Below are 20,638 nucleotides of genomic sequence, written 5' to 3'. Positions count from 1 at the left end.
CCTCGGTGCTTTCCGGTTCCCCGCTCTCGCGGTTTCCCTTCCGGCGTTTCCGACTCTATCAGATCCTTTCGGCCCTGATTCCCAGTCAGAGGGGGCTTGCCTTCCCGGCTGTTGGGCCGTTCCGACGTCTCAAACCTTAGCGGATCCGCCCCGGCGAGTGCTAATCGAGTCGATCGAAAGGATCGAGAGCGATCGAGCTGCCGAATGCCCCATCGAATGTAATTCGGGCGCGCCGAATTCAATCCCGTTGGGAGATCTTGCTGTGGTGTGAGGTGCCGCTTCTGCGGCGGAGGTGCTACCGGGGAACCGTTACGGCTCCGTGGCAACCCGAAGAACCTTACGGATCGGCCCGGGGGATGTCAAGCACCCCTGTCAAGGTCTTTTCGGCGAGGTCAGTCGAGGTCGCTGAGACGCCCGCCGGCGTCGGGCTGGGCGTGCTCCACCCGGCGCAGGAGCCTGGTCAACACCTCGCCCAGGGCGGTGCGGTCCGCCGCGGTGAGGTCCTGGAGCAGGTCCTCCTCGAAGACGGTCGCCGATCTCATCGCCTCCAGCCACTTCTCCCGGCCCTCCTGCGTCAGCTCCACGATCACGCGGACACGGTTGGTCTCGTCCCGCTCCCGGGTCACCAGTCCTTCGGAGACCATGCGGTCGATCCGGTGGGTCATCGCGGCCGGCGTCAGGCCGAGTCGCTTGGCGAGGTCGCTGGGGCCGAGGCGATACGGGGCGCCGGAGAGGACGAGGGCCTTGAGGACCTCCCAGTCCGTGTTGCTCATGCCGAGCGCGGCGGTCTGGCGGCCGTAGGCGACGTTCATGCGGCGGTTCAGGCGGGACAGCGCCGACACGATCTTCTCGACCTGGGGGTCGAGGTCCTGGAACTCGCGCTGGTAGGCGGCGATCTGCTCCTCGAGCGTCGGTTCGCCGTCGAGGCCTGCGGTGTCGTCGGGGGTGTCGCCCATGGCCGCCAGTATCGCACGGGGCTCGTTCGCGTCGAAGTTCTTGAGGCTGTACTGTTTAGCTTCGAAATTTATCTTCGAAGTCTTCGGTTGTAAGTCCTTGGGTCAGACATCTACCGGCTGACCCCTGTCTTGAGAGAGGTGAACGTGACCAGGGCGATGGGCGCAGCGATGCGCCGGATCCACGTGGGCAACGCACTCAGCGCGTTCGGGCTCGGCTTCACGGTCCCGTACCTGTACGTCTACGTGGCGCAGGTGCGGGGCCTGGGGGCCATGACGGCGGGGCTGGTGCTCGCCGTGTTCGCCGTGGCCGCGTTGATCGTGCTGCCGTTCGCGGGTCGGGCGATCGTGCGGCGCGGCCCGCTGCCGGTGCTGGTCGCCGCCCTGGTCACCGCCGCCGTGGGTGCGCTGAGCCTGGGGCTCGCGGGCGACGCCGCCGCCGTCCTGGCCGCCGCGGGCGCGCTCGGGGCGGGGCAGGCCGTGATGCAGCCGGCGCTGGCCACGATGATCGTGGACTGTTCCAGCGCGGAGACCCGGTCGCGGGCGTTCGCCATGCAGTTCTTCCTGCAGAACCTCGGGCTGGGCGTCGGCGGGCTCATCGGCGGTCATCTCGTGGACGCCACCCGGGTGTCGTCGTTCACGCTGCTGTTCTCGATCGAGGCGGCGATGTTCCTGCTGCTGGTCGTGGTGATGGTGACGGTGCGGATGCCGCGCGCGCCGCGGGTCGAGGACGCTCCGCGGGGATCGGCGAAAGGGAGCTGGAAGCAGATGCTCGGGAACCGGGCCATGGTGCAGCTGTGCGTGCTGGGATTCGTGCTGTTCTTCGCCTGCTACGGGCAGTTCGAGTCGGGGCTGAGCGCGTACGGCGTGGAGGCCGCCGGGATCTCGACGTCCGCGCTGGGGACCGCGCTGGCCGCCAACACGGCGATGATCGTGGTCGCGCAGTTCGCCGTGCTGAAGTTCGTCGAGCGGCGCAGGCGGTCGCGGGTGATCGCGGCGGTGGGGCTGATCTGGGCCGTGGCGTGGGTCGCCGCCGGGTTCGCCGGGCTCGGGCACGGCAGCCAGGAGATGGCGACCGCCGCGTTCGTGTCGACGTACGCGCTGTTCGGGCTGGGTGAGGCGATGCTGTCGCCGACCGTCGCGCCGCTGGTCGCCGATCTGGCGCCGTCCGGGATGGCGGGTCAGTACAACTCGGCGTTCGCCCTGGTGAAGCAGTTGGCGCTGGCGGTGGGGCCGGCCGTGGGCGGGCCGATGGGCGCCTCGCTGCACGCGCCGTACGTCGTGACGTTCCTGCTGTTCTCGCTGGGGATCAGCGTGCTGGCGCTGCGGCTGGGGCAGCGGCTCACCGTGGCGCAGGACCAGCCGTGGCAGGCGCGCAACCGGGTGGTCGCCCGGGGCGGGGCCGCGGCGGAGCCGGTGGCCGCCGAGGCGTGAGGCAGGGCAGGGGCGGCCGTCGTCATGGGCGACGGCCGCCCCTTTTTCGTCAGTCGCCTGCTTTGGGCAGCAGGAACTCGCACCACACCGCCTTGCCGCCGCCGGGGGTGCGTCTGCTGCCCCAGTGGGAGGCGATGGTCGCGACGATCGCGATGCCCCGGCCCGACTCGTCGCCGGGTTCGGCGAGGCGGCGGAGCGGGAGGTGGTCGTCTCCGTCGGTGACCTCGATGATCAGGCGGCGGTCGGTGCGGCGCAGGCGCAGGCGCATCGGCGGGGTGCCGTGCTGGAGGGAGTTGGCGACCAGTTCGCTGGCGGCGAGGACGCCGAGGTCGTGCAGTTCGGTGGGGAAGCGCCAGCTGGTGAGGACGCCGGAGGCGAAGGCACGCGCGCGGGGGGCCGCTTCGACGCCGCCGAGGAGTTCCAGGGCCGCGTTGCGGAAGAGTTCGCCGTCGGCGCCGGTGCGGTGAGGGTGCTGGAGGACCAGGACGGCGACGTCGTCGTCGTGGTCGGCGGTGACGCCCGCGGAGCGGACCAGGCGGTCGCAGACCACCTGGGGGGTGCCCGTGGCGCCGGCCAGGGCGCGCTCCAGGGCGGCGATGCCGTCGTCCAGGTCCTCGTCGCGCCGTTCGACCAGGCCGTCGGTGTAGAGGACGGCGGTGGAGCCGGGGCCGAGAGGGACGGTGCCGGAGGCGTGCATCCAGCCGCCGGTGCCGAGCGGGGGGCCGGTGGGCTCGTCGGCGCGCCGGACGGCGCCGTTCTCGTCGCGGACCAGGATGGGCAGGTGGCCGGCGGAGGCGTAGAGCAGCCGTCCCTCGTTCGGGTCGTGGACGGCGTAGACGCAGGTGGCGATCTGGTTGGCGTCGATCTCCATGGCGAGGCCGTCGAGGAGCTGGAGGACCTCGTGCGGAGGGAGGTCGAGGCGGGCGTAGGCGCGGACGGCGGTGCGGAGCTGGCCCATGACGGCCGCGGCGCGCACTCCCCGGCCCATGACGTCGCCGATGACGAGGGCGGTGCGGCCGCCGCCGAGGGTGATGACGTCGTACCAGTCGCCGCCGACGGCTGCCTCGGTGCCGCCGGGGTGGTAGGTGGCGGCGATGCGCAGGTCGTCCGGTTGTTCGAGTTCCTGGGGGAGGAGGGAGCGCTGGAGGGTGACGGCGGTCTCGCGCTGGCGGCGTTCGCTGGCTCTGAGGCGGTCGGCGGCTTCGGCGTGGTCGGTGACGTCGGTGGCGAAGACGAGGACGGCGGACTTGCCGCCGTCCTCCGTGACGGGGGTGCAGGTGAAGGTGTAGTTGCGCCCGTCGGGGGCTTTGCGGGACTTCAGGGTGCGGGGTCTGCCGCTGCGCTGCGCCTGGTCGAGGAGGGGCATGAGGCCGAGGTCGCGCAGTTCGGGGAGGGCTTCGGCGGCCGGTGCGCCGGGGTGGCGGGTGCCGAAGGCCGCCGCGTAGGCGTCGTTGACGTAGGCGAGGCGGTGGTCGGGGCCGTGGACGAGGGCGACGAGGGCCGGGACGCGGTCGAGGACCTCACGGACCGGGAGTTCGTCGACGGCGGGGGCCGGGGGCGGTTCGTCGGTGAGTCGTTCGGCGCGGGCCGCGGGCACGGAGCCCTCGCCCCGGCGGTCCGGGGTGGTGACCGTGTGCCCGGCTCGTGCGGCGGCGCGGCGCTGCGTTCCGGGGAGGCGGGCGCTCCAGCGCGTGAAGTTCACGAATCCTTGCCTCGCGTAGTCGTCGGCGGCCGGCTCCGGGCCCGGCCTGGGCTCCGGGGGCCGCGCGGCGGTGCACATCGTCGCAGCACCCGGGTGTTGCAGCAGAGAGGACGGCCTGGTGGTCGGGGGATGGGCGGTGGTCCGCCGGGGCTCGGGAAGCGGGATGCAGTCTGGCAGTGCGGCCGCCGTCCGGACCGGCATTCGTCAGACGTGGGGGCGGTCGGTGGAGTTCCTGATTCGGCTCAGGACGACCCCTTCGGGTCGCCGGACGACTCGTCGGAAGGCTTTCCTCCGGCAGCCAGTTCGAACTCTGCGCGCGGGTGTTCGAGTGAGCCGAGGGAGACGATCTCCCTCTTGAAGAGTCCCGCCAGCGTCCACTCGGCGAGCACGCGTGCCTTGCGGTTGAACGTGGGGACGCGGCTGAGGTGGTAGGCGCGGTGCATGAACCAGGCCGGGTAGCCCTTGAGTTTGCGTCCGTAGACGTGGGCGACGCCCTTGTGCAGGCCCAGTGAGGCGACCGAGCCGACGTACTTGTGGGAGTACGTGCGCAGGGGCTCGCCGCGCAGGGAGCGCGCGATGTTGTCGCCGAGGAGCTTGGCCTGCCGCAGGGCGTGCTGGGCGTTGGGGGCGGTGACCTTGCCCGGTTCCGCGGTGACGTCGGGGACGGCGGCGGCGTCTCCCGCGGCCCACGCGTGCGTGACGCCGTCGATCGTCAGCTCGGGGGTGCACCTGAGGCGGCCCTGCGCGGTCAGGGGGAGGTCGGTGGCGGCGAGGAGCGGGGCGGGTTTGACGCCGGCCGTCCACACGACGGTGCGGGTGGGGAAGCGGGCGCCGTCGCTGAGGACGGCGACACGGTCGGCGCAGGATTCCAACCGGGTGCCGAGACGGACGTCGATGTTGCGGCGGCGCAGTTCGCTGACCGTGTAGCGGCCCATGTCCTCGCCGACTTCCGGCAGGATCCGGTCGGAGGCCTCGACGAGGATCCACCTCATGTCTTCGGGCGTGACGTTGTGGTAGTAGCGCGTGGTGTAGCGGGCCATGTCCTCCAGTTCGGCGAGCGCCTCGACGCCGGCGTAGCCGCCGCCGACGAAGACGAAGGTGAGGGCGGCGTCGCGGATCGCGTGGTCGCGGGTGGAGGAGGCGATGTCCATCTGTTCGATGACGTGGTTGCGCAGGCCGATGGCCTCTTCGACGGTCTTGAAGCCGATGGCGTGGTCGGCGAGCCCGGGGACGGGGAGCGTGCGGGAGACGGATCCTGGCGCGAGGACGAGCTCGTCGTACGTCAGCCGCAGCGCGCCGGTGCTGTCCTCCTCGCTCGCGAGGGTGCGCACGGTGGCGGTGCGCGCGGCGTGGTCGACGGCGGTGGCCTCACCGACGATGATCCGGCAGTGCGGCAGAACGCGGCGCAGCGGGACGACGACATGGCGGGGCGAGACGGCGCCGGCGGCGGCCTCGGGCAGGAACGGCTGGTAGGTCATGTACGGGTCGGGAGTGACGACGGTGATCTCGGCCTCGCCGCGGCCGAGTTCCCGTTTCAGCTTCTGCTGGAGCCGCAGGGCCGTGTACATCCCGACGTAGCCGCCGCCGACAACGAGAATGCGCGCACGTTCCTTCACCATCCCATGACGCACCCGTCGCCGGAGTTTGTCCACAGGCCCGACAATTTGTGTGACCGGTTCCGTGGCGCGCGGCGGGTTGGCCGAAACACCGACGTTCCTGACATATGTGCAGGTCAGCGTGGGTGCGCTGGGGGGCGGGAAGGGGCGCAATCGGGACGTATACGGCCCGTGCTCCGATCGGGGGGCGCTCCGTGCGGAACCTGCCCCTTCTGAATTGACTGCCTCTCAACTATGTTCGTGTGTCGACGGGGTGTCAGGGGGAAGCGCTCGTCGGGTCCGCGGCGAGCGGGTCCGCCGGTCGCGGTCCCCTCTTCGCGCACTCCGGCTTTCGATGGCGGGGAGTGTCTCCGGGGGGAGACGTCATTACCGGGGGATCATTCATGCACATTCAGGACACGCATTGGTCGTCCGCGTCCGCCCTTGCACCCGGCGGCGCGGTGAGCGCGGCGGTGGGCAACGGACGCGGGGACGGCCCGCGGACCACGCCGCTGCGCGTGGACGCACAGCGCAATCTCGAGCACGTGCTGCGCGCGGCTCGTGAGGTGTTCGGCGAGCTGGGCTACGGCGCGCCGATGGAGGACGTGGCGCGCCGCGCGCGCGTCGGCGTCGGCACGGTGTACCGGCGGTTCCCCAGCAAGGACGTGCTGGTCCGGCGGATAGCCGAGGAGGAGACCTCCCGGCTGACGGACCAGGCGCGGGCCGCGCTGGGGCAGGAGGACGAGCCGTGGTCGGCGCTGTCGCGCTTCCTGCGGACGTCGGTGGCGTCGGGCGCCGGGCGGCTGCTGCCGCCGCAGGTGCTGCGGGTCGGGGTCGCCGAGGACGGCGACGACGCGCCCGCCGCGGATCTGGCACGGGTGCCGCAGCAGCGGTCCCAGTCGGCCGCGGGTGAGCTGCGGCTGGTGTCCGAGGCGAGCTCGTCTTCCGTCCTGGACGACGCCGGGGCGGCGGCGCTGCTCGACGTGGTGGGCCAGCTCGTGGAGCGGGCCCGGGCAGCGGGCGAGCTGCGGCCGGACGTGTCGGTGTCGGACGTACTGCTGGTGATCGCGACGGCGGCGCCCTCGCTGCCGGACGCGGCGCAGCAGGCGGCGGCTTCGGCACGCCTGCTGGACATCCTGCTGGAGGGGCTGCGGTCGCGGCCCTCTTCCTGACGGGTTGCTCCGATCGGGTGATTGTGGGGCGGGGACGTTTCGGCGTTCCCGCCCCGACCCGCACTTTCGTGTTTTCGCGCGGTCGGCGGGCCGACTCCGGTGTGGCACTCTGACGCCGTGATCGGGACCGGTTGTGCGGGCGGCGGGGGCTTTGCGCGATGAGCGTTGGCGGGCGGGACGCCTCACAGGACGACGGTGACGCACGGGCCAGGGGGCGGATCTCACCGCTGGCTCCCGGCCGGGACGGACGCGCGGGGGCCTTCTCCGCGGGCGGTGTCCCGCCCCAGCGCGAGCGGCGCGACGGCGACATCCCGGCGCCGCGGGAGACCCCGCCGGCCGACGGCGACCTCGTCGCCCGGATGAGCGCGGGCGACGGCACGGCGTACGAGGAGCTGTACCGCCGTCACGCCGACGCCGTACGCCGCTACGCGCGCACGTGCTGCCACGACGCCCACACCGCCGACGACCTCACCGCCGAGGTCTTCGCGCGGATGCTCCAGGCGGTGCGCGGCGGTTCGGGACCCCGGCACGCCGTACGCGCTTATCTGCTCACCTGTGTCCGGCGCGTCGCCGCGGGGTGGGCGCAATCGGCCAGGCGGGAGCAACTCGTCGACGACTTCGCGGTGTTCGCGGATCGGGCGGCCCGCTCGGCCGAGACCTCCGGGCACGACACCCTCGACGAGGGCGCCGACGTGAGCGCGATGCACGAGGCGGAGCGGTCCATGGCGATGCGGGCCTTCCGCTCGCTGCCGGAGCGCTGGCAGGCCGTGTTGTGGCACACCGAGGTCGAGGACGAGTCGCCGAGCGAGGTCGCCACGCTCTTCGGCCTCGACGCCAACGGCACGCGCGTCCTGGCCAGTCGGGCCCGCGAGGGCCTCAAGCAGGCGTATCTCCAGGCTCACGTGAACGCCACCCTCATGAGCGACGAGGAGTGCGCCCGCTACGCCGACCGGCTCGGCGCCTACGCCCGCCGTCGCCTGCGCACCCGCGCCGAACGGGGCCTGAGCAGGCACCTGGACGAGTGCGCGAGGTGCCGGCTGGCGGCCCTCCAACTCGAGGAGGTCGCCGGTACGATCCCCGCGGTCGTCCCTCTGGCCGTACTCGGCTGGCTCGGTGCATCGGGCTACGCCAAGGCGGCGGCGATCCTGGCGGGGGGCGCGGGCGCGGGCGCGGCAGCGGGCGGCGCGGGCATGACTGCGGGCGGGGCTGCAACCGGCGGCGCGGGTGCGGCCGCGGGCGGTACGGCGACGGGGGCCACGGGGACGGTAGGCGGCGGGGGAACCGGAGCCGCCGCGGCAGGGGGCGCGGCAGCGGGCGGCGCGGGTGCGGCTGCAACGAGCGGCGCGGGTGGGGTTGCAACTGGCGGCGTAGGCACGGCCGCGGGCGGCATGGCGACGGGGGCCACAGCAGGCGGCGGGGCTGCCGGCGCCACGGGGGCCGGCATCGCGGCAGGCCCCGGGGCGACGGGAGCCGCTGGGGCTGCGGCCGGCGTGACAGGCGCGGGCCTCGCAACCGCGGGCGGGGCGACGGGAACCGCCGGTGCGGCAGGCGCCGGGACGGCAGGAGCGGCAAGTGCGGGCCTCACGGCAGGCGGCGGTGTCGTCGGCGCGGCGGGTGCCGGGGCTGGCGGTGCCACAGGTGCGGGCGTCACGACAGGCAGCGCAGTCGGCAGCCTCGGCGGCGCCGGCGGTGCCACCGGCGCAGGCATCACAGCAGGCAGCGGCGTCGGCGGGGCTGCCGTAGGGGGTGGGGGCTCTTCGGCGGCGGGTGTCGGGGGAAGCGGCGCGTCGGCCGGGGCCGCGGGGGCCCTCACGAACGGTGGCGCCGGGGCCGCTGGGCCATTCGCGAACGGCGGCGTGGTGGCCGGTGGGGCCGTCAAGGCCGGTGTCGCCGCCGGGGTGGTGGCCGTCGCCGCCGTCGCGGTGGTCGTTCTCGCCCTTGTCGGTGACGACGGTCCCGGTGAGCGGCCTGAGGCAACGCCCTCCGTCTCGGCGCCGGTCGTTCTTCCGGAGGAGGTGACGCCCAGCCCGGCACAGCCGCCGCTCACGCCGTCGCCGACGTCCGGCCGCCCGTCGGTGGCGCGGGAAGAACCCCTTTCCGGACCGGCGGAGATCCTTCCCGTCCACGCGGTCGAGCCCACGTCCACGTCGACCGTCCCAGAGCCTTCGGCGGTCCCGGCGGCCCAGCCGCCGTCCTCCGCACCCACCCCGACCCCGACGCCCACCCCCACACCGCCCCCGCCCGCCCCGGCTCCCTCCGTCTTCCGGTTCAACGAGCTCGACTTCGACCTCGTGGGCGACGGTTCCCGCCCCGAGATCCGGCTCGCCCGGAGCAGTTGGGTGTGGCAGCGCGACTCGGGCGTGACCGTGCACGGCGACTCCTCGGTGACCGTCGAGCTGAACCGCGCCTGCACGGCGTTCGACGCCCTGGTGGGCGTGGACGACCTGACGCGGCGCATCGGCGGCGTCTCCTTCGCCGTCCACGCCGACGGAGTCCCGCTGTGGACGTCCGGTGCGCTGGAGGGCGGCGAGCCCGCCGTACCCGTCCATGTGGATCTCGCCGGCCGCAGGACCGTCCGGCTGGAGGTCGAGCCGCGCCGCGGCCTCGGCACCGTGGTCCTGGCCGACTGGGCGGAGTCGCGGTTCACCTGTTCCTGAGGTTCACCCGCCGGAGGACACCGCCCGCCGCTGCGGGGCGATACCCGCCGGGACCGCGCGGGAGCGGGCCGGAGTACCCGTCCAGCAGGTGCCCCTACGGGCGAGGAGGCGACGCAGCCACAGTTCGAGGGAGACGAGGTCGGCGAGGCCGTCCAGCGGCAGGGGTTCGCCTGCGGCCGCCCCGCGCAGCGCCTTGCGGACGACGCGGGCCTCCACCAGGCCGGCCTCGGCGAGCAGAGGAGCGTCGAAGAGGGCGAGCAGCGGGTCCGTGGCCATGCGCAGGCCCGCTCGGGCCGCCGCGGCGGTGGAGGCCTGGGAGGGCGCGCCCCAGCCGGTCGGCAGTTCGGCGACGCCGGCCCCCTTCAGCACGGTGCGCAGGATCGCGGCCCGCGCCCCCGGCTGCACGCGCAGGGTCTCCGGCAGGGCGCGGCAGGCGCGGACGACCTGGTTGTCGAGGAACGGCGTGTGCAGCCGCTGGGAGCGCAGTTCTGCGGCCTGCTCCAGGATGCGCAGGTCCGCCGCGTACCGCGCCAGCGCCGCACGCGCGCGGTAGTCGCCGGGGCGCTGGCCGGGCCCCACCCCGGCCCGGTGGGCCGTGCTCTGGAGACGAACCGATACTTCAGCGAGTGCCTCGCCGGTCAGCCAGCGTGCGGCGGGCCCCGGTCCGCCCCAGGCGAGGGCCGCCAGGGAGGCCCCGACGGCTCCCGCCGCGTCCCCGGGGTCGTCGAAACGGCGGTGCAGGAGCCGGTCGGCGAGGTTCTCCACGCCCGCCCGGTAGGGCGTGCGGGCGAGTCTTCGGGCGGCGCCGTACACGCGCGCGGGGACGAACACGGAGCCGTCCGCCTTGGTGAGGGCGGCGACGGGGCGCACGAGGTGGCGTCTCTTGCGGTCCATCAGCAGGTCGGCCAGCCGCGCCGGGTGGGCGTCGAGGACCTGCCGGGCGCCGTACCCGGTGAAGTGGTCGGCGCTGCCCGCGGCGAGGCGCGCGCGGTGCCGGGCGGCGGTCACCAGGCTCGCCCCTGGCTCGTCGGTCAGCGGCCCGTCTAGATCGGCGTACGGCAGGGTCTCCTCGCCGCCGGGGACGACGACGTGGTGCAGGCGCGGGCCGGCCGCGAGGGCGCCGGCGCGCTCCAGTTCCGCTTCGTGGCCGCCGACGGCCAGGTCGTTGAAGGTGACGGCCAGCAGACGTTCACCGGCGCCCGTGCCGTGGCCCAGGACGGTGCCCGGCATGCCGGGCAGGCCGGCGGCGAGCAGCGCGAGGGTGGTGGAGGCGGGGCCGCCGGAGAGGTCGGCGCCGATGCCCGGCACGGGCATCCCGCGCGCGGCGCGTCGCTCGGCGGGCCCCATTCCGGGCACCGGCCCGGGATCGATGTCGGGGACGTGGCGCGGCGCGGACAGACGCGCGCGTACCGCTTCTACGAGCGCGTCGCGTACGGCGTCCACCGCGCTGTCGGGGTCGACGGGGGCGGCGGCCACGGCGAGCGAGGCGACCTGCTCGTACCCGGCGACCTCGCGCGCCCCGGCGCGCAGGATGAGCGCGTGCCCCGGCGGAATCCGTCGTACGCCGTCGTAGGGGGTGGAGTCGTGGACCGCGGCCGGGACGTCGGGGGCGGCGAGCAGGGCGGCCAGGTGGCCGAAGTCGAGGTTGGCCTCGATGAGGTCGGCCAGCGGCAGGGCGGCCGTCGCGTAGGCGGTGCCGCCGGCCCAGGGGGTGTGGAACACCGGGCGCGCGCCCGCCAGATCGCCGCAGACGGTGATGCGGCGTCCGACCTGGACGACCGCGGTGTAGCTGCCCGGCCAGGCCGTCAGATGCCGAAGTGCCCCTCCGCGCGCGGCGAACAGGCCCACGCGCAGCTGTTCGTCGGTGGCGCCGCAGGTGCCGAGGACGGCTACGCGGGTCTGGGCGTCGGCACGGACGACGCGGACCTCGTCGGGGCGCCAGTCACCGACCGCCCACAGCGGGTCGGGGTCACCCCACAGAAGCCGGGAGCCCACGGGGTGGAGGGTCTCGCCGTCGTGGCCGATCCGTCCGCCGTCCTCGCCGGCGTAGACCTCAGGACCGCCGTAGCCGCCGTGGCCGCCGATGCTCCCCGTCCCGGGGGCGCCGGGGCCGGTGGCTCCCGTGGCGGCGCTGCTCCATCCCACCAACCACCGCATCGACGCCTCCACATGCTGTGGACAACCAGTGCACCGTACGAACGGTTCACATGCTGCCACGAAGAGCGCGCCGCAGAAGGAGGTGACGCCGCTTGCGATCCCCGGAAGTGCGCCCCTGGCGCGCCCCCGCGCCGACCGGGAGCGTTGCGCGAACTCCCGCGCGGGGAGCGCCGGCAGTCGCACACGCCCCGGCGTGCGCGACACGAATGCGCCCCCTGCACGCTCCCTCAAACCGCCGCGTGCGCCGTCGATTTCCATGGTGAGGGGCGCGAACGCCAGCGGAACACAGGGTCGATTTTCGGCCAAATCCGGCACGCGCGGAGGCTCTTGACGCAGCCTCGCACACGCTCCGTACACAACCGCGCCCTCGGCCGGGCGCGCCGATCCGGAGGGCGGAAAACGCCCCCCGGACCGCTCCGCCGCCCGCGGGGATTGTGGCGGCGGCATCCCCCAGCCCACTGGATCCAGTACAGCGGGCCGACCCACGCACGACCATGGAACCGCTCTCCTGTGGGCCGCAGAAGAGCGCACGGGCGGGCGCACGGCCACATGGCGGGAGCACGCCGCAACCGTCCGTGCCGACGCCCGCACTCGCGTACGGACCACAATCCCGCCAACCGGAAGAATGCCCCTTAACGCTTGGGATGCGGCGAACTACGCTGGGTTTACGAATGCCGCGTGGTTATGCCAGCGCGGCAGCCGTCTGTGTCGAGGGGTGGCGCAATGTCCAGGGAGCAACGCGGGCCGAACGAAAAGCTCGGCGCCGTTCTCGCCCTCGCGGGAATCAGCAACGCCGGACTCGCCCGACGTGTCAACGATCTCGGAGCCCAACGCGGGTTGACGCTCCGCTACGACAAGACGTCCGTCGCGCGCTGGGTGTCGAAGGGCATGGTGCCGCAGGGCGCCGCGCCGCACCTCATCGCGGCCGCGATCGGGCAGAAGCTCGGCCGCCCGGTGCCGCTGCACGAGATCGGCCTCGCGGACGCGGACCCCGCGCCCGAAGTCGGCCTCGCCTTCCCCAGAGACGTCGGCCAGGCGGTGCGCTCGGCGACCGACCTGTACCGCCTCGACCTCGCCGGCCGGCGCGCCGGCACCGGGGGCATCTGGCAGTCACTGGCCGGTTCGTTCGCAGTAAGCGCGTACGCGACGCCCGCCTCACGGTGGCTGATAACCCCGGCCGACAGTTCGGTGGCGCGCGAAGCGAACTCCGGCGACGGCTCCGGCGCACCGCTCAAGGTCGGCCACAGCGACGTGCAGAAACTGCGCGAGGCCGCCGAGGACGCCCGCCGCTGGGACTCCAAGTACGGCGGCGGCGACTGGCGTTCGTCGATGGTGCCGGAGTGCCTGCGCGTGGAGGCGGCCCCGCTGCTGCTCGGCTCCTATTCCGACGAGGTCGGCCGGGCCCTGTTCGGCGCCTCCGCCGAACTCACGCGCCTCGCCGGCTGGATGGCCTTCGACACCGGCCAGCAGGAAGCCGCCCAGCGCTACTACATCCAGGCGCTGCGCCTCGCGCGTGCCGCCGCCGACGTCCCCCTCGGGGGCTACGTCCTGGCGTCCATGTCCCTTCAGGCGACCTACCGCGGCTTCGGCGACGAGGGCGTCGACCTCGCCCAGGCCGCCCTGGAGCGCAACCGGGGACTGGCCACCGCCCGCACGATGAGCTTCTTCCGCCTGGTCGAGGCACGCGCCCACGCGCGCGCGGGGGACGCCCCGGCCGCCGGTGCGGCCCTCAAGGCCGCCGAGAGCTGGCTGGAGCGCGCCCGCGACGGTGACCAGGACCCGTCGTGGCTCGGCTTCTACTCCTACGACCGCTTCGCCGCCGACGCCGCCGAGTGCTACCGCGACCTGAAGGCGCCGCGCCAGGTGCGCCGCTTCACCGAGCAGGCGCTGTCGAAGCCGACGGAGGAGTTCGTGCGCTCGCACGGGCTCAGGCTCGTCGTCTCGGCCGTCGCCGAGCTGGAGTCCGGCAACCTCGACGCCGCCTGCGAGCAGGGGGTGCGCGCGGTGGAGGTGGCCGGGCGGATCTCCTCGGCGCGCACCACCGAGTACGTCAAGGACCTCCTGCACCGCCTGGAGCCGTACGGCGACGAGCCGCGCGTGGTGGAGCTGCGGGAGAGGGCCCGGCCCCTGCTGATGACTCCGGCGTAGCACTCCGTCGAGCGTGGCTCGAGGCGCTGTACCTCCCGGCGTTTGAAGTGACTGTCAGTGGCGCAGGGCACTATCGGAGGCGGAGGTGGTGCAGGTGGTGGCGTACGACTGCGATGTGCTCGTCGTCGGGGGCGGCATCGTCGGGCTGTCGACGGCGCACGCGATCACGCGGGCCGCGCCGGGGACACGGGTGACGGTGCTGGAGAAGGAGCCCGGGCCGGCCCGGCACCAGACGGGGCGCAACAGCGGGGTCATCCACAGCGGGATCTACTACCGGCCCGGCTCGCTCAAGGCGCGGTACGCGGTGCGAGGCGCCGCCGAGATGATCAAGTTCTGCGCGGAGTACGGCATCCCGCACGCCGTCACCGGCAAGCTGATCGTCGCCACCGACCGGGCCGAGCTGCCCCGGCTCCACGCGCTCGTGCAGCGCGGCCGGGAGAACGGCATCCCGGTGCGCGAGCTGGGCCCCGCCCAGATCACGGAGTACGAGCCGGAGGTGCGCGGCCTCGCCGCCATCCATGTGCGCACGACCGGCGTCTGCGACTACACCGCGGTCGCCCGGCAACTGGGCGAGGCGTCGGAGGCGGAGATCCGCTACGGCGCGCGGGTCGTGCGGGTCGACCGTCGTCCGGATCGGGGCGTCGCCGTGCGCACCTCCCGCGGGGACGTCGTCCGCGGGCGGGTGCTGGTGAACTGCGCCGGCCTGTACTGCGACGAGGTCGCCCGGCTCGCCGGGGACGAGCCCGGGGTGCGGATCGTGCCGTTCCGGGGGGAGTACTACGAGCTGGCGCGCCCCTCCCTGGTGCGGGGTCTGGTGTATCCGGTGCCGGATCCGGCGTTCCCGTTCCTCGGGGTGCACCTCACGCGCGGGATCGACGGCGAGGTACACGTCGGCCCCAACGCGGTCCCCGCGCTGGCCCGGGAGGGGTACGACTGGGGTGTCGTCCGCCCCCGGGAGGCGGCGGCCACGGCGGCCTGGCCGGGGGTGTGGCGGATGGGCCGGCGGCACTGGCGGTACGGGGTGGGCGAGCTGCGGCGGTCGGTGTCGAAGGGCGCGTTCGTCGACGCGGTACGGCGGCTGCTGCCGGCGGTGGAGGAAGCGGACCTGGTGCCCGCGCCGGCCGGCGTCCGCGCCCAGGCGGTGCTGCGGGACGGCACCCTGGTCGACGACTTCCTGATCCGCGAGACCCCCCGCACGATCCACGTACTGAACGCCCCCTCCCCCGCAGCGACAGCCTCCCTCCCGATCGGCCGAGAGGTGGCCCGCAGAGCCCTCGGCGCACTGGGGACGGCGTGAGGGGTTCCGCTAGGGCTCGTGGGCCGGGTCTGCCGGGGCACCGGGCAACGGGCCGGCGCGGGGCCCTGGGAGCCGACCGACAGCGGACCGGGGGGGGGGCCGACCGACTGCCGCCCCGCAGGCCGGTGCGCTGCGGCCCGGGGGCCGAAAGAATGCGGCTCCACTAGTCCGGTCTGCTGGGCGGCATCCGAGCCGGCAGCTGCGGCCCCGGTGAGCTCGCGTGCTGCGCCTGCGGGAGCGGACCTGTTCCGGGCTCCATGAGTCCGGGCTGCCGGGCCCATCCGAGCCGGCAAGCTGCGGCCCCGGTGAGCCGGCGTGCTGCGCCTGCGGGAGCGGACCTGCTCCGGGCTCCATGAGTCCGGTCTGCTGCCCCGATCTGCGCTGACCTCCCCGCGGCCCCGAGGGGCCAGCCGCTGCGGCCCCGGAAAGTCGGCTGACTGCGGCCCCGTCAGCCGGCCGGCTCGAGAATTCCGTGTGCCGGCCCGGATGGCGTCTGGGATCGGGCCACGCCCGCCGCCTGGCGCGGGGCGGACGGCGCCGCGTCCTCGTGAGGGGAGCACAAGCCCGGTCGCTCCGGGGCCCGTCTGCCTCGTGGTGGCACGTAAAATCGACCCACTGTGTCTGATTTCCTGAGCTCCGAGTCCTCCGCCCACGGTCATGCCCCGGGTGAGTCCGTCCGGTACACGCGGGCCAAGGGCGAGCCCCGTTTCCCCGACGGGCCCAAGGCCGATCCCGCCGGTTCGCACTTCGAGCGGCGGATCCGCAGTTTCCAGCCCCGGCGGAGCAGGGTGACCGCCGGTCAGGCCGACGCGCTGCAGCGGCTGTGGTCCAGGTGGGGCCTCGACATCGACGGCCGGCCCCTCGACCTGGCCGAGCTGTTCGGCGACGACGGTCCCGTCGTCCTGGAGATCGGCTTCGGGATGGGCGAGGCCACCGCGCAGATGGCCGCCGCCGACCCGGACACCAACATCCTCGCGGTGGACGTGCACACCCCGGGCCAGGGGAACCTGCTCGCCCTCGCCGACCGCAACGGCCTGGCCAACGTGCGCGTCGGCAACGGCGACGCGATCATCCTGCTGCGCGAGATGCTCGCCCCGGACTCCCTCGCCGGGCTGCGCGTGTACTTCCCCGACCCGTGGCCCAAGAAGCGGCACCACAAGCGGCGCCTCATCCAGCCGGAGTTCCTCGACCTCGCCGCGACGCGGCTGAGGCCGGGCGCGCTCGTGCACTGCGCGACCGACTGGGAGCCGTACGCGGAGCAGATGCTCGAGGTCCTCACCGCGCACCCCGAGTTCGAGAACACCAGCCCGGACGGCGGTTTCGCGCCACGTCCCGACTTCCGTCCGCTCACCCGTTTCGAGGGGCAGGGGCTGGACAAGGGTCATGTGGTGAACGATCTGCTCTTCCGCCGCGTACAGCACGGGGAGCGCGGGGATCACTGACCGGCCGAAATCCCCTACACCGCCGTCCTCTCGCTCGTTAGGGTCGATGCCGTGGCCATCAGTCCGCCGTTTCCGCCGTACCCGCCGGACCCCGGCACAGCAGCCGAGGGCAATGGGCTCCGGCACGCGCACTGGTGGCAGCACAAGTGGGTCCGCTACGGCGCCCTGATCACCCTGCTCGCGCTGTCCGGACTGGTCATCCTGGCCCTTGTCCGCGAACAGACCGGCACGCAGGGCTTCCTGGTGGGCCTGGGGCTCGCGATCCTGCCCGTGCCGCTGCTCATAGCCGCCTTCCGCTGGCTGGACCGGGTCGAGCCCGGCCCCTGGCGGAATCTGATCTTCGCGTTCGCGTGGGGGGCGTGCGCGGCCGCACTGATAGCGATCGTCGCCAACAGCTTCGCGACGCAATGGATAGCGACCTCGACCGCCGACCCCTCCAGCGCGGACACCCTCGGCGCGACGGTGATAGCGCCGGTCGTGGAGGAGTCCGCGAAGGCAGCGGCCGTGCTCCTCGTCTTCCTGTTCCGCAGACGGGACTTCACCGGGCTCGTGGACGGCGTGGTGATCGCCGGCCTCACCGCGACCGGCTTCGCGTTCACCGAGAACATCCTCTACCTGGGCACCGCGTTCGGCACCGACCAGCTCAGCGGCGACAGCGGCATCGCCTCCGTGACCGCGGCGACCTTCTTCGTACGCGTCATCATGTCGCCGTTCGCGCACCCCCTGTTCACCGTCCTGACCGGCATCGGCTTCGGCATCGCGGCGCTGTCCGCAGAGGGCCGGCGGGTGCGCAAGGTCCTCCTCCCGCTGGGCGGGCTGCTGCTCGCGATGGGCATGCACGCCCTCTGGAACGGCTCGTCCGTCCTCGGCGCGTGGGGCTTCTTCGCGGTGTACGGGGCGTTCATGGTGCCCGCGTTCGGCGTGCTGACATGGCTGGTGGTGTGGACCCGGCAGCGCGAGCTGGGCACGGTCCGCGAGGAGCTGCCCGCGTACGCGGCGGCCGGCTGGATCACCCCGGCGGAGCCGTACGCGCTCGGTTCGATGCGGGCGCGCCTGCTGGCCCGCAAGTACGCACGGCAGCACCTCGGCAAGCCCGCCGCGCGGACGGTCGCGCAGTACGAGGCCTACGCGACGTCGCTGGCGTTCCTGCGGCACCGGGGGCGGCTCGGCCGGGCCGGCGCCGACTTCGTCTCCCGGGAGCGGGAGCTGCTCAACGAGCTGTGGCGGCGCAAGGACGTGGCCCGGCCCGCGCTGGAGCACGCGGCCCGTATGACGGCCCCTCCGGTACCGGTCACCGTGCCGCCCTGGCCGGTCCACGGGATGTACGGGCACCCGGCGCCGGGACCGTACCCGCACCCCGGACCCGTGCGCCCCGGGTCGTACGGGGGCTACGGGTCGCCCGCGGGTTACGGGGCAGCCGACGGATCGGGGTCGTACGGGTCTCACGGGGCGCCCGGCGGACCCGGGGCACACGGAGCACCGGGCGCCTACGGGTCGTACGGGGGCCAACCCCCGCACGCCGCCGGCCTCGCCGGACAGCCTGGGTACGCCGGACAACCCGCACCCTTGGGCGGGCCCGGATACGTCGGTCACCCCGCGCCCTCAGGACACGCGAGCTCCCCGGGACACACGGGGCTTCCGACCCACCCGGGCCACACCCCCTACGCGTGAGCCCCGCAGAACGGCACCCGCCTCAGGCGGGTCTGACGCTCCACGAAGGCTCACGCCACTCCGGCACCGCTCACGCAGAAGGCTCACGCCACGCCGGCGCCGCTCACGCAGAGGCCTCCGTCAGCCGCGCGACCTCCGCCTCGGTCAGTTCCAGTCCGCCCACCGCAAGCAGCGCCGGCAGCTGGTCCACCGTCCGCGCGGAGGCGATCGGCGCGGCCACCGTCGGCTGGGCGGCGAGCCAGGCCAGGGCCACCGTGGCGGCCTCGGCGTCGTGCGCCCGGGCGATCTCGTCCAGGGCGACCAGGACCCGCCGGCCGCGCTCGGTCTCGAGGTGCTTGGCGGCGCCCTCGGCCCGCGCGCTGTCGACCGTCGCGCCGGGCCGGTACTTGCCGGTGAGGAATCCGGAGGCGAGCGAGAAGTAGGGGACGGCGGCGAGTCCGGCCTCGGCGGCGGCGTCCTGCAGCGCGCCCTCGTAGGTGTCGCGGGAGACCAGGTTGTAGTGGGGCTGGAGGGCCACGTACCGGGCGAGTCCCTCGTGGTCGGAGAACTCCAGGGAGGCGCGCAGGCGCTCGGGCGAGATGTTGGAGGCGGCGATGTGCCGCACCTTGCCCGCCTTCACCAGCTCGTCGAGCGCGCCGACGATCTCCTCGACGGGCACCTCGGGCTTGTCGAAGTGGGTGTAGTAGAGGTCGATGTGGTCGGTGCCGAGACGGCGGAGGGAGGCGTCGGCGGCGGCCTTGATGTTGGCGGCGGTCAGCCCCTGGTAGTCGGGGTGCTGGCTGACCTTCGTCGCGACGACGACGTCGTCGCGGTTGCCGCGCGCCTTCAGCCACTTGCCGATGAGCGTCTCGGACTCACCGCCGCTGTTGCCCTCGACCCAGGCGGAGTAGGAGTCGGCGGTGTCGATGAAGTTGCCGCCGGCGGCCGTGTAGGCGTCCAGGACGGCGAAGGTGGCCGCCTCGTCGGCGGTCCAGCCGAAGACGTTGCCCCCGAGGGCCAGCGGGAAGACCTCGAGGTCGGAGGAACCTAGCTTGCGCAGAGAAGTCATGCCTCACTTCAACGCGAAGGCCGGAGGCGCGCATTCCGCGCCTCCGGCCAAGAGTTCGCAAACGTCAGGGGAACCTCAGGGGTTGAGTCCCTTGTCCCGCAGCCAGGCCGCCGGGTCGATGCCGGAGCTGCCGCCGCCGGGGTGCACCTCGAGGTGGAGGTGGGCGCCGGTGACGTTGCCGGTGGCGCCGACGCGGCCGATGACCTCGCCGGTGGTGACCTTCTGGCCGACGCTGACGCTGATGGAGGACTGGTGGGCGAACCAGATCTCGGTGCCGTCGTCCAGGGTCAGCTCGGTCTTGTACCCGTACGACCCGTCCCAGCCGGCCGAGGTGATCGTGCCGCTGTGCACGGCCTTGATCAGGGTTCCGGTGGGGGCGGCGAAGTCGAGCCCGGTGTGGTGCCCGGAGGACCAGTAGGCGCCGGCCTCACCGAACGTGGAGGTGAGGGTGTACGAGGAGGTCGGCAGCGTGTACTGCCCGGCGAGCTTGGCCAGGCGTGCGGCCTCGGCCTTCTCCGCGGCTTCCTCGGCGGCCTTCTGCTTCGCGGCGGCGGCCTTGGCCTCCGCCTCCTGCTTGGCCTTCGCGGCGGCGTCGGCCTCGGCCTTGACGGCGGCCGCCTGGGCGGCCGCGGCCGCCTTCGCCTCGATCTGGGTCTGCTGCGACTCGGCCTGCGCCATGATCCGGCTGCGGAGCACCTCACCGGCGTCGGCGGTGCTCTCGGCGACGGTCTGGTCGGCGGTCGCGGTGGCCACCGGCTCGGCGGCGACGCTGCCGAACGCGGCGAGGGCCGGTGCGCTCTCCTGAGGGGTGTCATCGTCGGAGATGAGGGAACCCACGGAGGGGAGGTCCGGCATGGAGATGGAGACCGGCGGCTTGCCGGTGTTGGCGCTGGCCATGCCGGCGCCGCCGACGGCGGCTATGACGCCGACGCCGAGAACGGTGGAGCTACGGGCGAGTCCGCCGCGCTGCTTGGCCACACGATGCCGGCCGCGAACCGGGCGAACGGACTCCGCGGTGGGGTTCCATTCCTCCCAGGGGCCCTCGTCGGTGCGGTAGCTGCCATAGCCGAACGTCTGGCTGGGCACGGAGGGGGCTTCTGCGGCAGGCCGGTTGGACGCCACGCGGGCGTGCTCCTTTCCTTCCGTCGCCTACCGGGTTAGCTGACGGGTTCGGAGCGGGAAGGTCTCCTACGCGCGTAAACCGGCCGTTGTCATACGGCGGCTTCGCGTGATTCACCCCATGGTGGTGGTTCCCCGGTTCCCTTGCGGGATTCGGCGCGTGCGCACGGAGCCGACTCTTGTGTCGGCTGGGACGACCGCGCTGCGTTATCGAACGTTAATAGACTCAGGGGCATGTTTCCA

General features: G+C 73.6%; 13 protein-coding genes, 1 pseudogene and 1 riboswitch. Of the genes and pseudogenes, 8 read left to right on the top strand and 6 right to left on the bottom strand.

The features are described from left to right. Positions 1-392 precede the first annotated feature (392 nt). The gene (locus EV567_RS13445; protein WP_130439478.1) at positions 393-956 is read right to left on the bottom strand and encodes a MarR family winged helix-turn-helix transcriptional regulator; all 564 of its coding nucleotides are present in this window, start codon (positions 954-956) and stop codon (positions 393-395) included. A 168-nt stretch (positions 957-1,124) separates the two neighbouring features. Here EV567_RS13445 and EV567_RS13440 point away from each other — a divergent pair, with 168 nt between their 5' ends. After that, positions 1,125-2,387 carry an MFS transporter gene (locus EV567_RS13440; protein WP_207228763.1) on the top strand — a complete coding sequence of 421 codons (1,263 nt, stop codon included), beginning with the start codon at positions 1,125-1,127 and terminating at the stop codon, positions 2,385-2,387. Positions 2,388-2,436: 49 nt separating this feature from the next. Here the strand turns inward: EV567_RS13440 and EV567_RS13435 are convergent, their stop codons facing one another. Further along, positions 2,437-4,089, bottom strand: coding sequence for a SpoIIE family protein phosphatase (locus tag EV567_RS13435; protein ID WP_130439474.1), 1,653 nt, complete (start codon positions 4,087-4,089; stop codon positions 2,437-2,439). Between the two features lie 242 nt (positions 4,090-4,331). Further along, a complete protein-coding gene (locus EV567_RS13430; RefSeq protein WP_130439472.1) occupies positions 4,332-5,708 on the bottom strand; it encodes an NAD(P)/FAD-dependent oxidoreductase in 1,377 nt (458 codons plus the stop codon). Between the two features lie 380 nt (positions 5,709-6,088). On the opposite strand from EV567_RS13430, the gene EV567_RS13425 reads away from it, so the two are divergent. The 3 genes and pseudogenes from EV567_RS13425 to EV567_RS13415 all read left to right on the top strand — a co-directional run bounded on the left by EV567_RS13425 (position 6,089) and on the right by EV567_RS13415 (position 9,513). After that, positions 6,089-6,856 (top strand): TetR/AcrR family transcriptional regulator, encoded by a 768-nt coding sequence (locus tag EV567_RS13425; RefSeq protein ID WP_130439470.1) that lies wholly within the window; start codon positions 6,089-6,091, stop codon positions 6,854-6,856. Between the two features lie 158 nt (positions 6,857-7,014). Continuing rightward, positions 7,015-8,202 (top strand): annotated as a pseudogene (locus tag EV567_RS13420) (RNA polymerase sigma factor); the annotation flags it as partial. Positions 8,203-8,244: 42 nt separating this feature from the next. Continuing rightward, entirely contained in the window at positions 8,245-9,513 is a 1,269-nt protein-coding gene (locus EV567_RS13415; RefSeq protein ID WP_242620796.1) for an NPCBM/NEW2 domain-containing protein, read from the top strand. Positions 9,514-9,516: 3 nt separating this feature from the next. Here the strand turns inward: EV567_RS13415 and EV567_RS13410 are convergent, their stop codons facing one another. Then, positions 9,517-11,670, bottom strand: coding sequence for an asparagine synthase-related protein (locus tag EV567_RS13410; RefSeq protein WP_130439468.1), 2,154 nt, complete (start codon positions 11,668-11,670; stop codon positions 9,517-9,519). Positions 11,671-12,393: 723 nt separating this feature from the next. On the opposite strand from EV567_RS13410, the gene EV567_RS13405 reads away from it, so the two are divergent. The 4 genes from EV567_RS13405 (at position 12,394) to EV567_RS13390 (ending at position 18,228) form a co-directional block, all read left to right on the top strand. Beyond that, entirely contained in the window at positions 12,394-13,818 is a 1,425-nt protein-coding gene (locus EV567_RS13405) for an MFS transporter (protein ID WP_130439466.1), read from the top strand. Between the two features lie 85 nt (positions 13,819-13,903). After that, positions 13,904-15,115, top strand: a complete 1,212-nt coding sequence (lhgO, locus tag EV567_RS13400; RefSeq protein WP_130439464.1) for an L-2-hydroxyglutarate oxidase — start codon at positions 13,904-13,906, stop codon at positions 15,113-15,115. 617 nt (positions 15,116-15,732) lie between these two features. Beyond that, complete coding sequence (trmB, locus tag EV567_RS13395) at positions 15,733-16,557, top strand: tRNA (guanosine(46)-N7)-methyltransferase TrmB (RefSeq protein WP_242620786.1); 825 nt, start codon at positions 15,733-15,735, stop codon at positions 16,555-16,557. 51 nt (positions 16,558-16,608) lie between these two features. Beyond that, positions 16,609-18,228 (top strand): PrsW family glutamic-type intramembrane protease, encoded by a 1,620-nt coding sequence (locus EV567_RS13390; protein WP_130439462.1) that lies wholly within the window; start codon positions 16,609-16,611, stop codon positions 18,226-18,228. Positions 18,229-18,331: 103 nt separating this feature from the next. Here EV567_RS13390 and EV567_RS13385 read toward each other — a convergent pair whose 3' ends face one another. Both EV567_RS13385 and EV567_RS13380 read right to left on the bottom strand, forming a co-directional pair. Continuing rightward, positions 18,332-19,276, bottom strand: a complete 945-nt coding sequence (locus EV567_RS13385) for an aldo/keto reductase (RefSeq protein ID WP_130439460.1) — start codon at positions 19,274-19,276, stop codon at positions 18,332-18,334. A 75-nt stretch (positions 19,277-19,351) separates the two neighbouring features. Further along, positions 19,352-20,398 carry a M23 family metallopeptidase gene (locus EV567_RS13380; protein ID WP_130439458.1) on the bottom strand — a complete coding sequence of 349 codons (1,047 nt, stop codon included), beginning with the start codon at positions 20,396-20,398 and terminating at the stop codon, positions 19,352-19,354. 7 nt (positions 20,399-20,405) lie between these two features. Next, positions 20,406-20,564: riboswitch (cyclic di-AMP (ydaO/yuaA leader) on the bottom strand. Positions 20,565-20,638 lie beyond the last annotated feature (74 nt).

This window comes from Streptomyces sp. BK239, from assembly GCF_004217285.1.
GTDB lineage: Bacteria > Actinomycetota > Actinomycetes > Streptomycetales > Streptomycetaceae > Streptomyces.
This window is presented reverse-complemented; position numbering and strand designations above follow the sequence as displayed.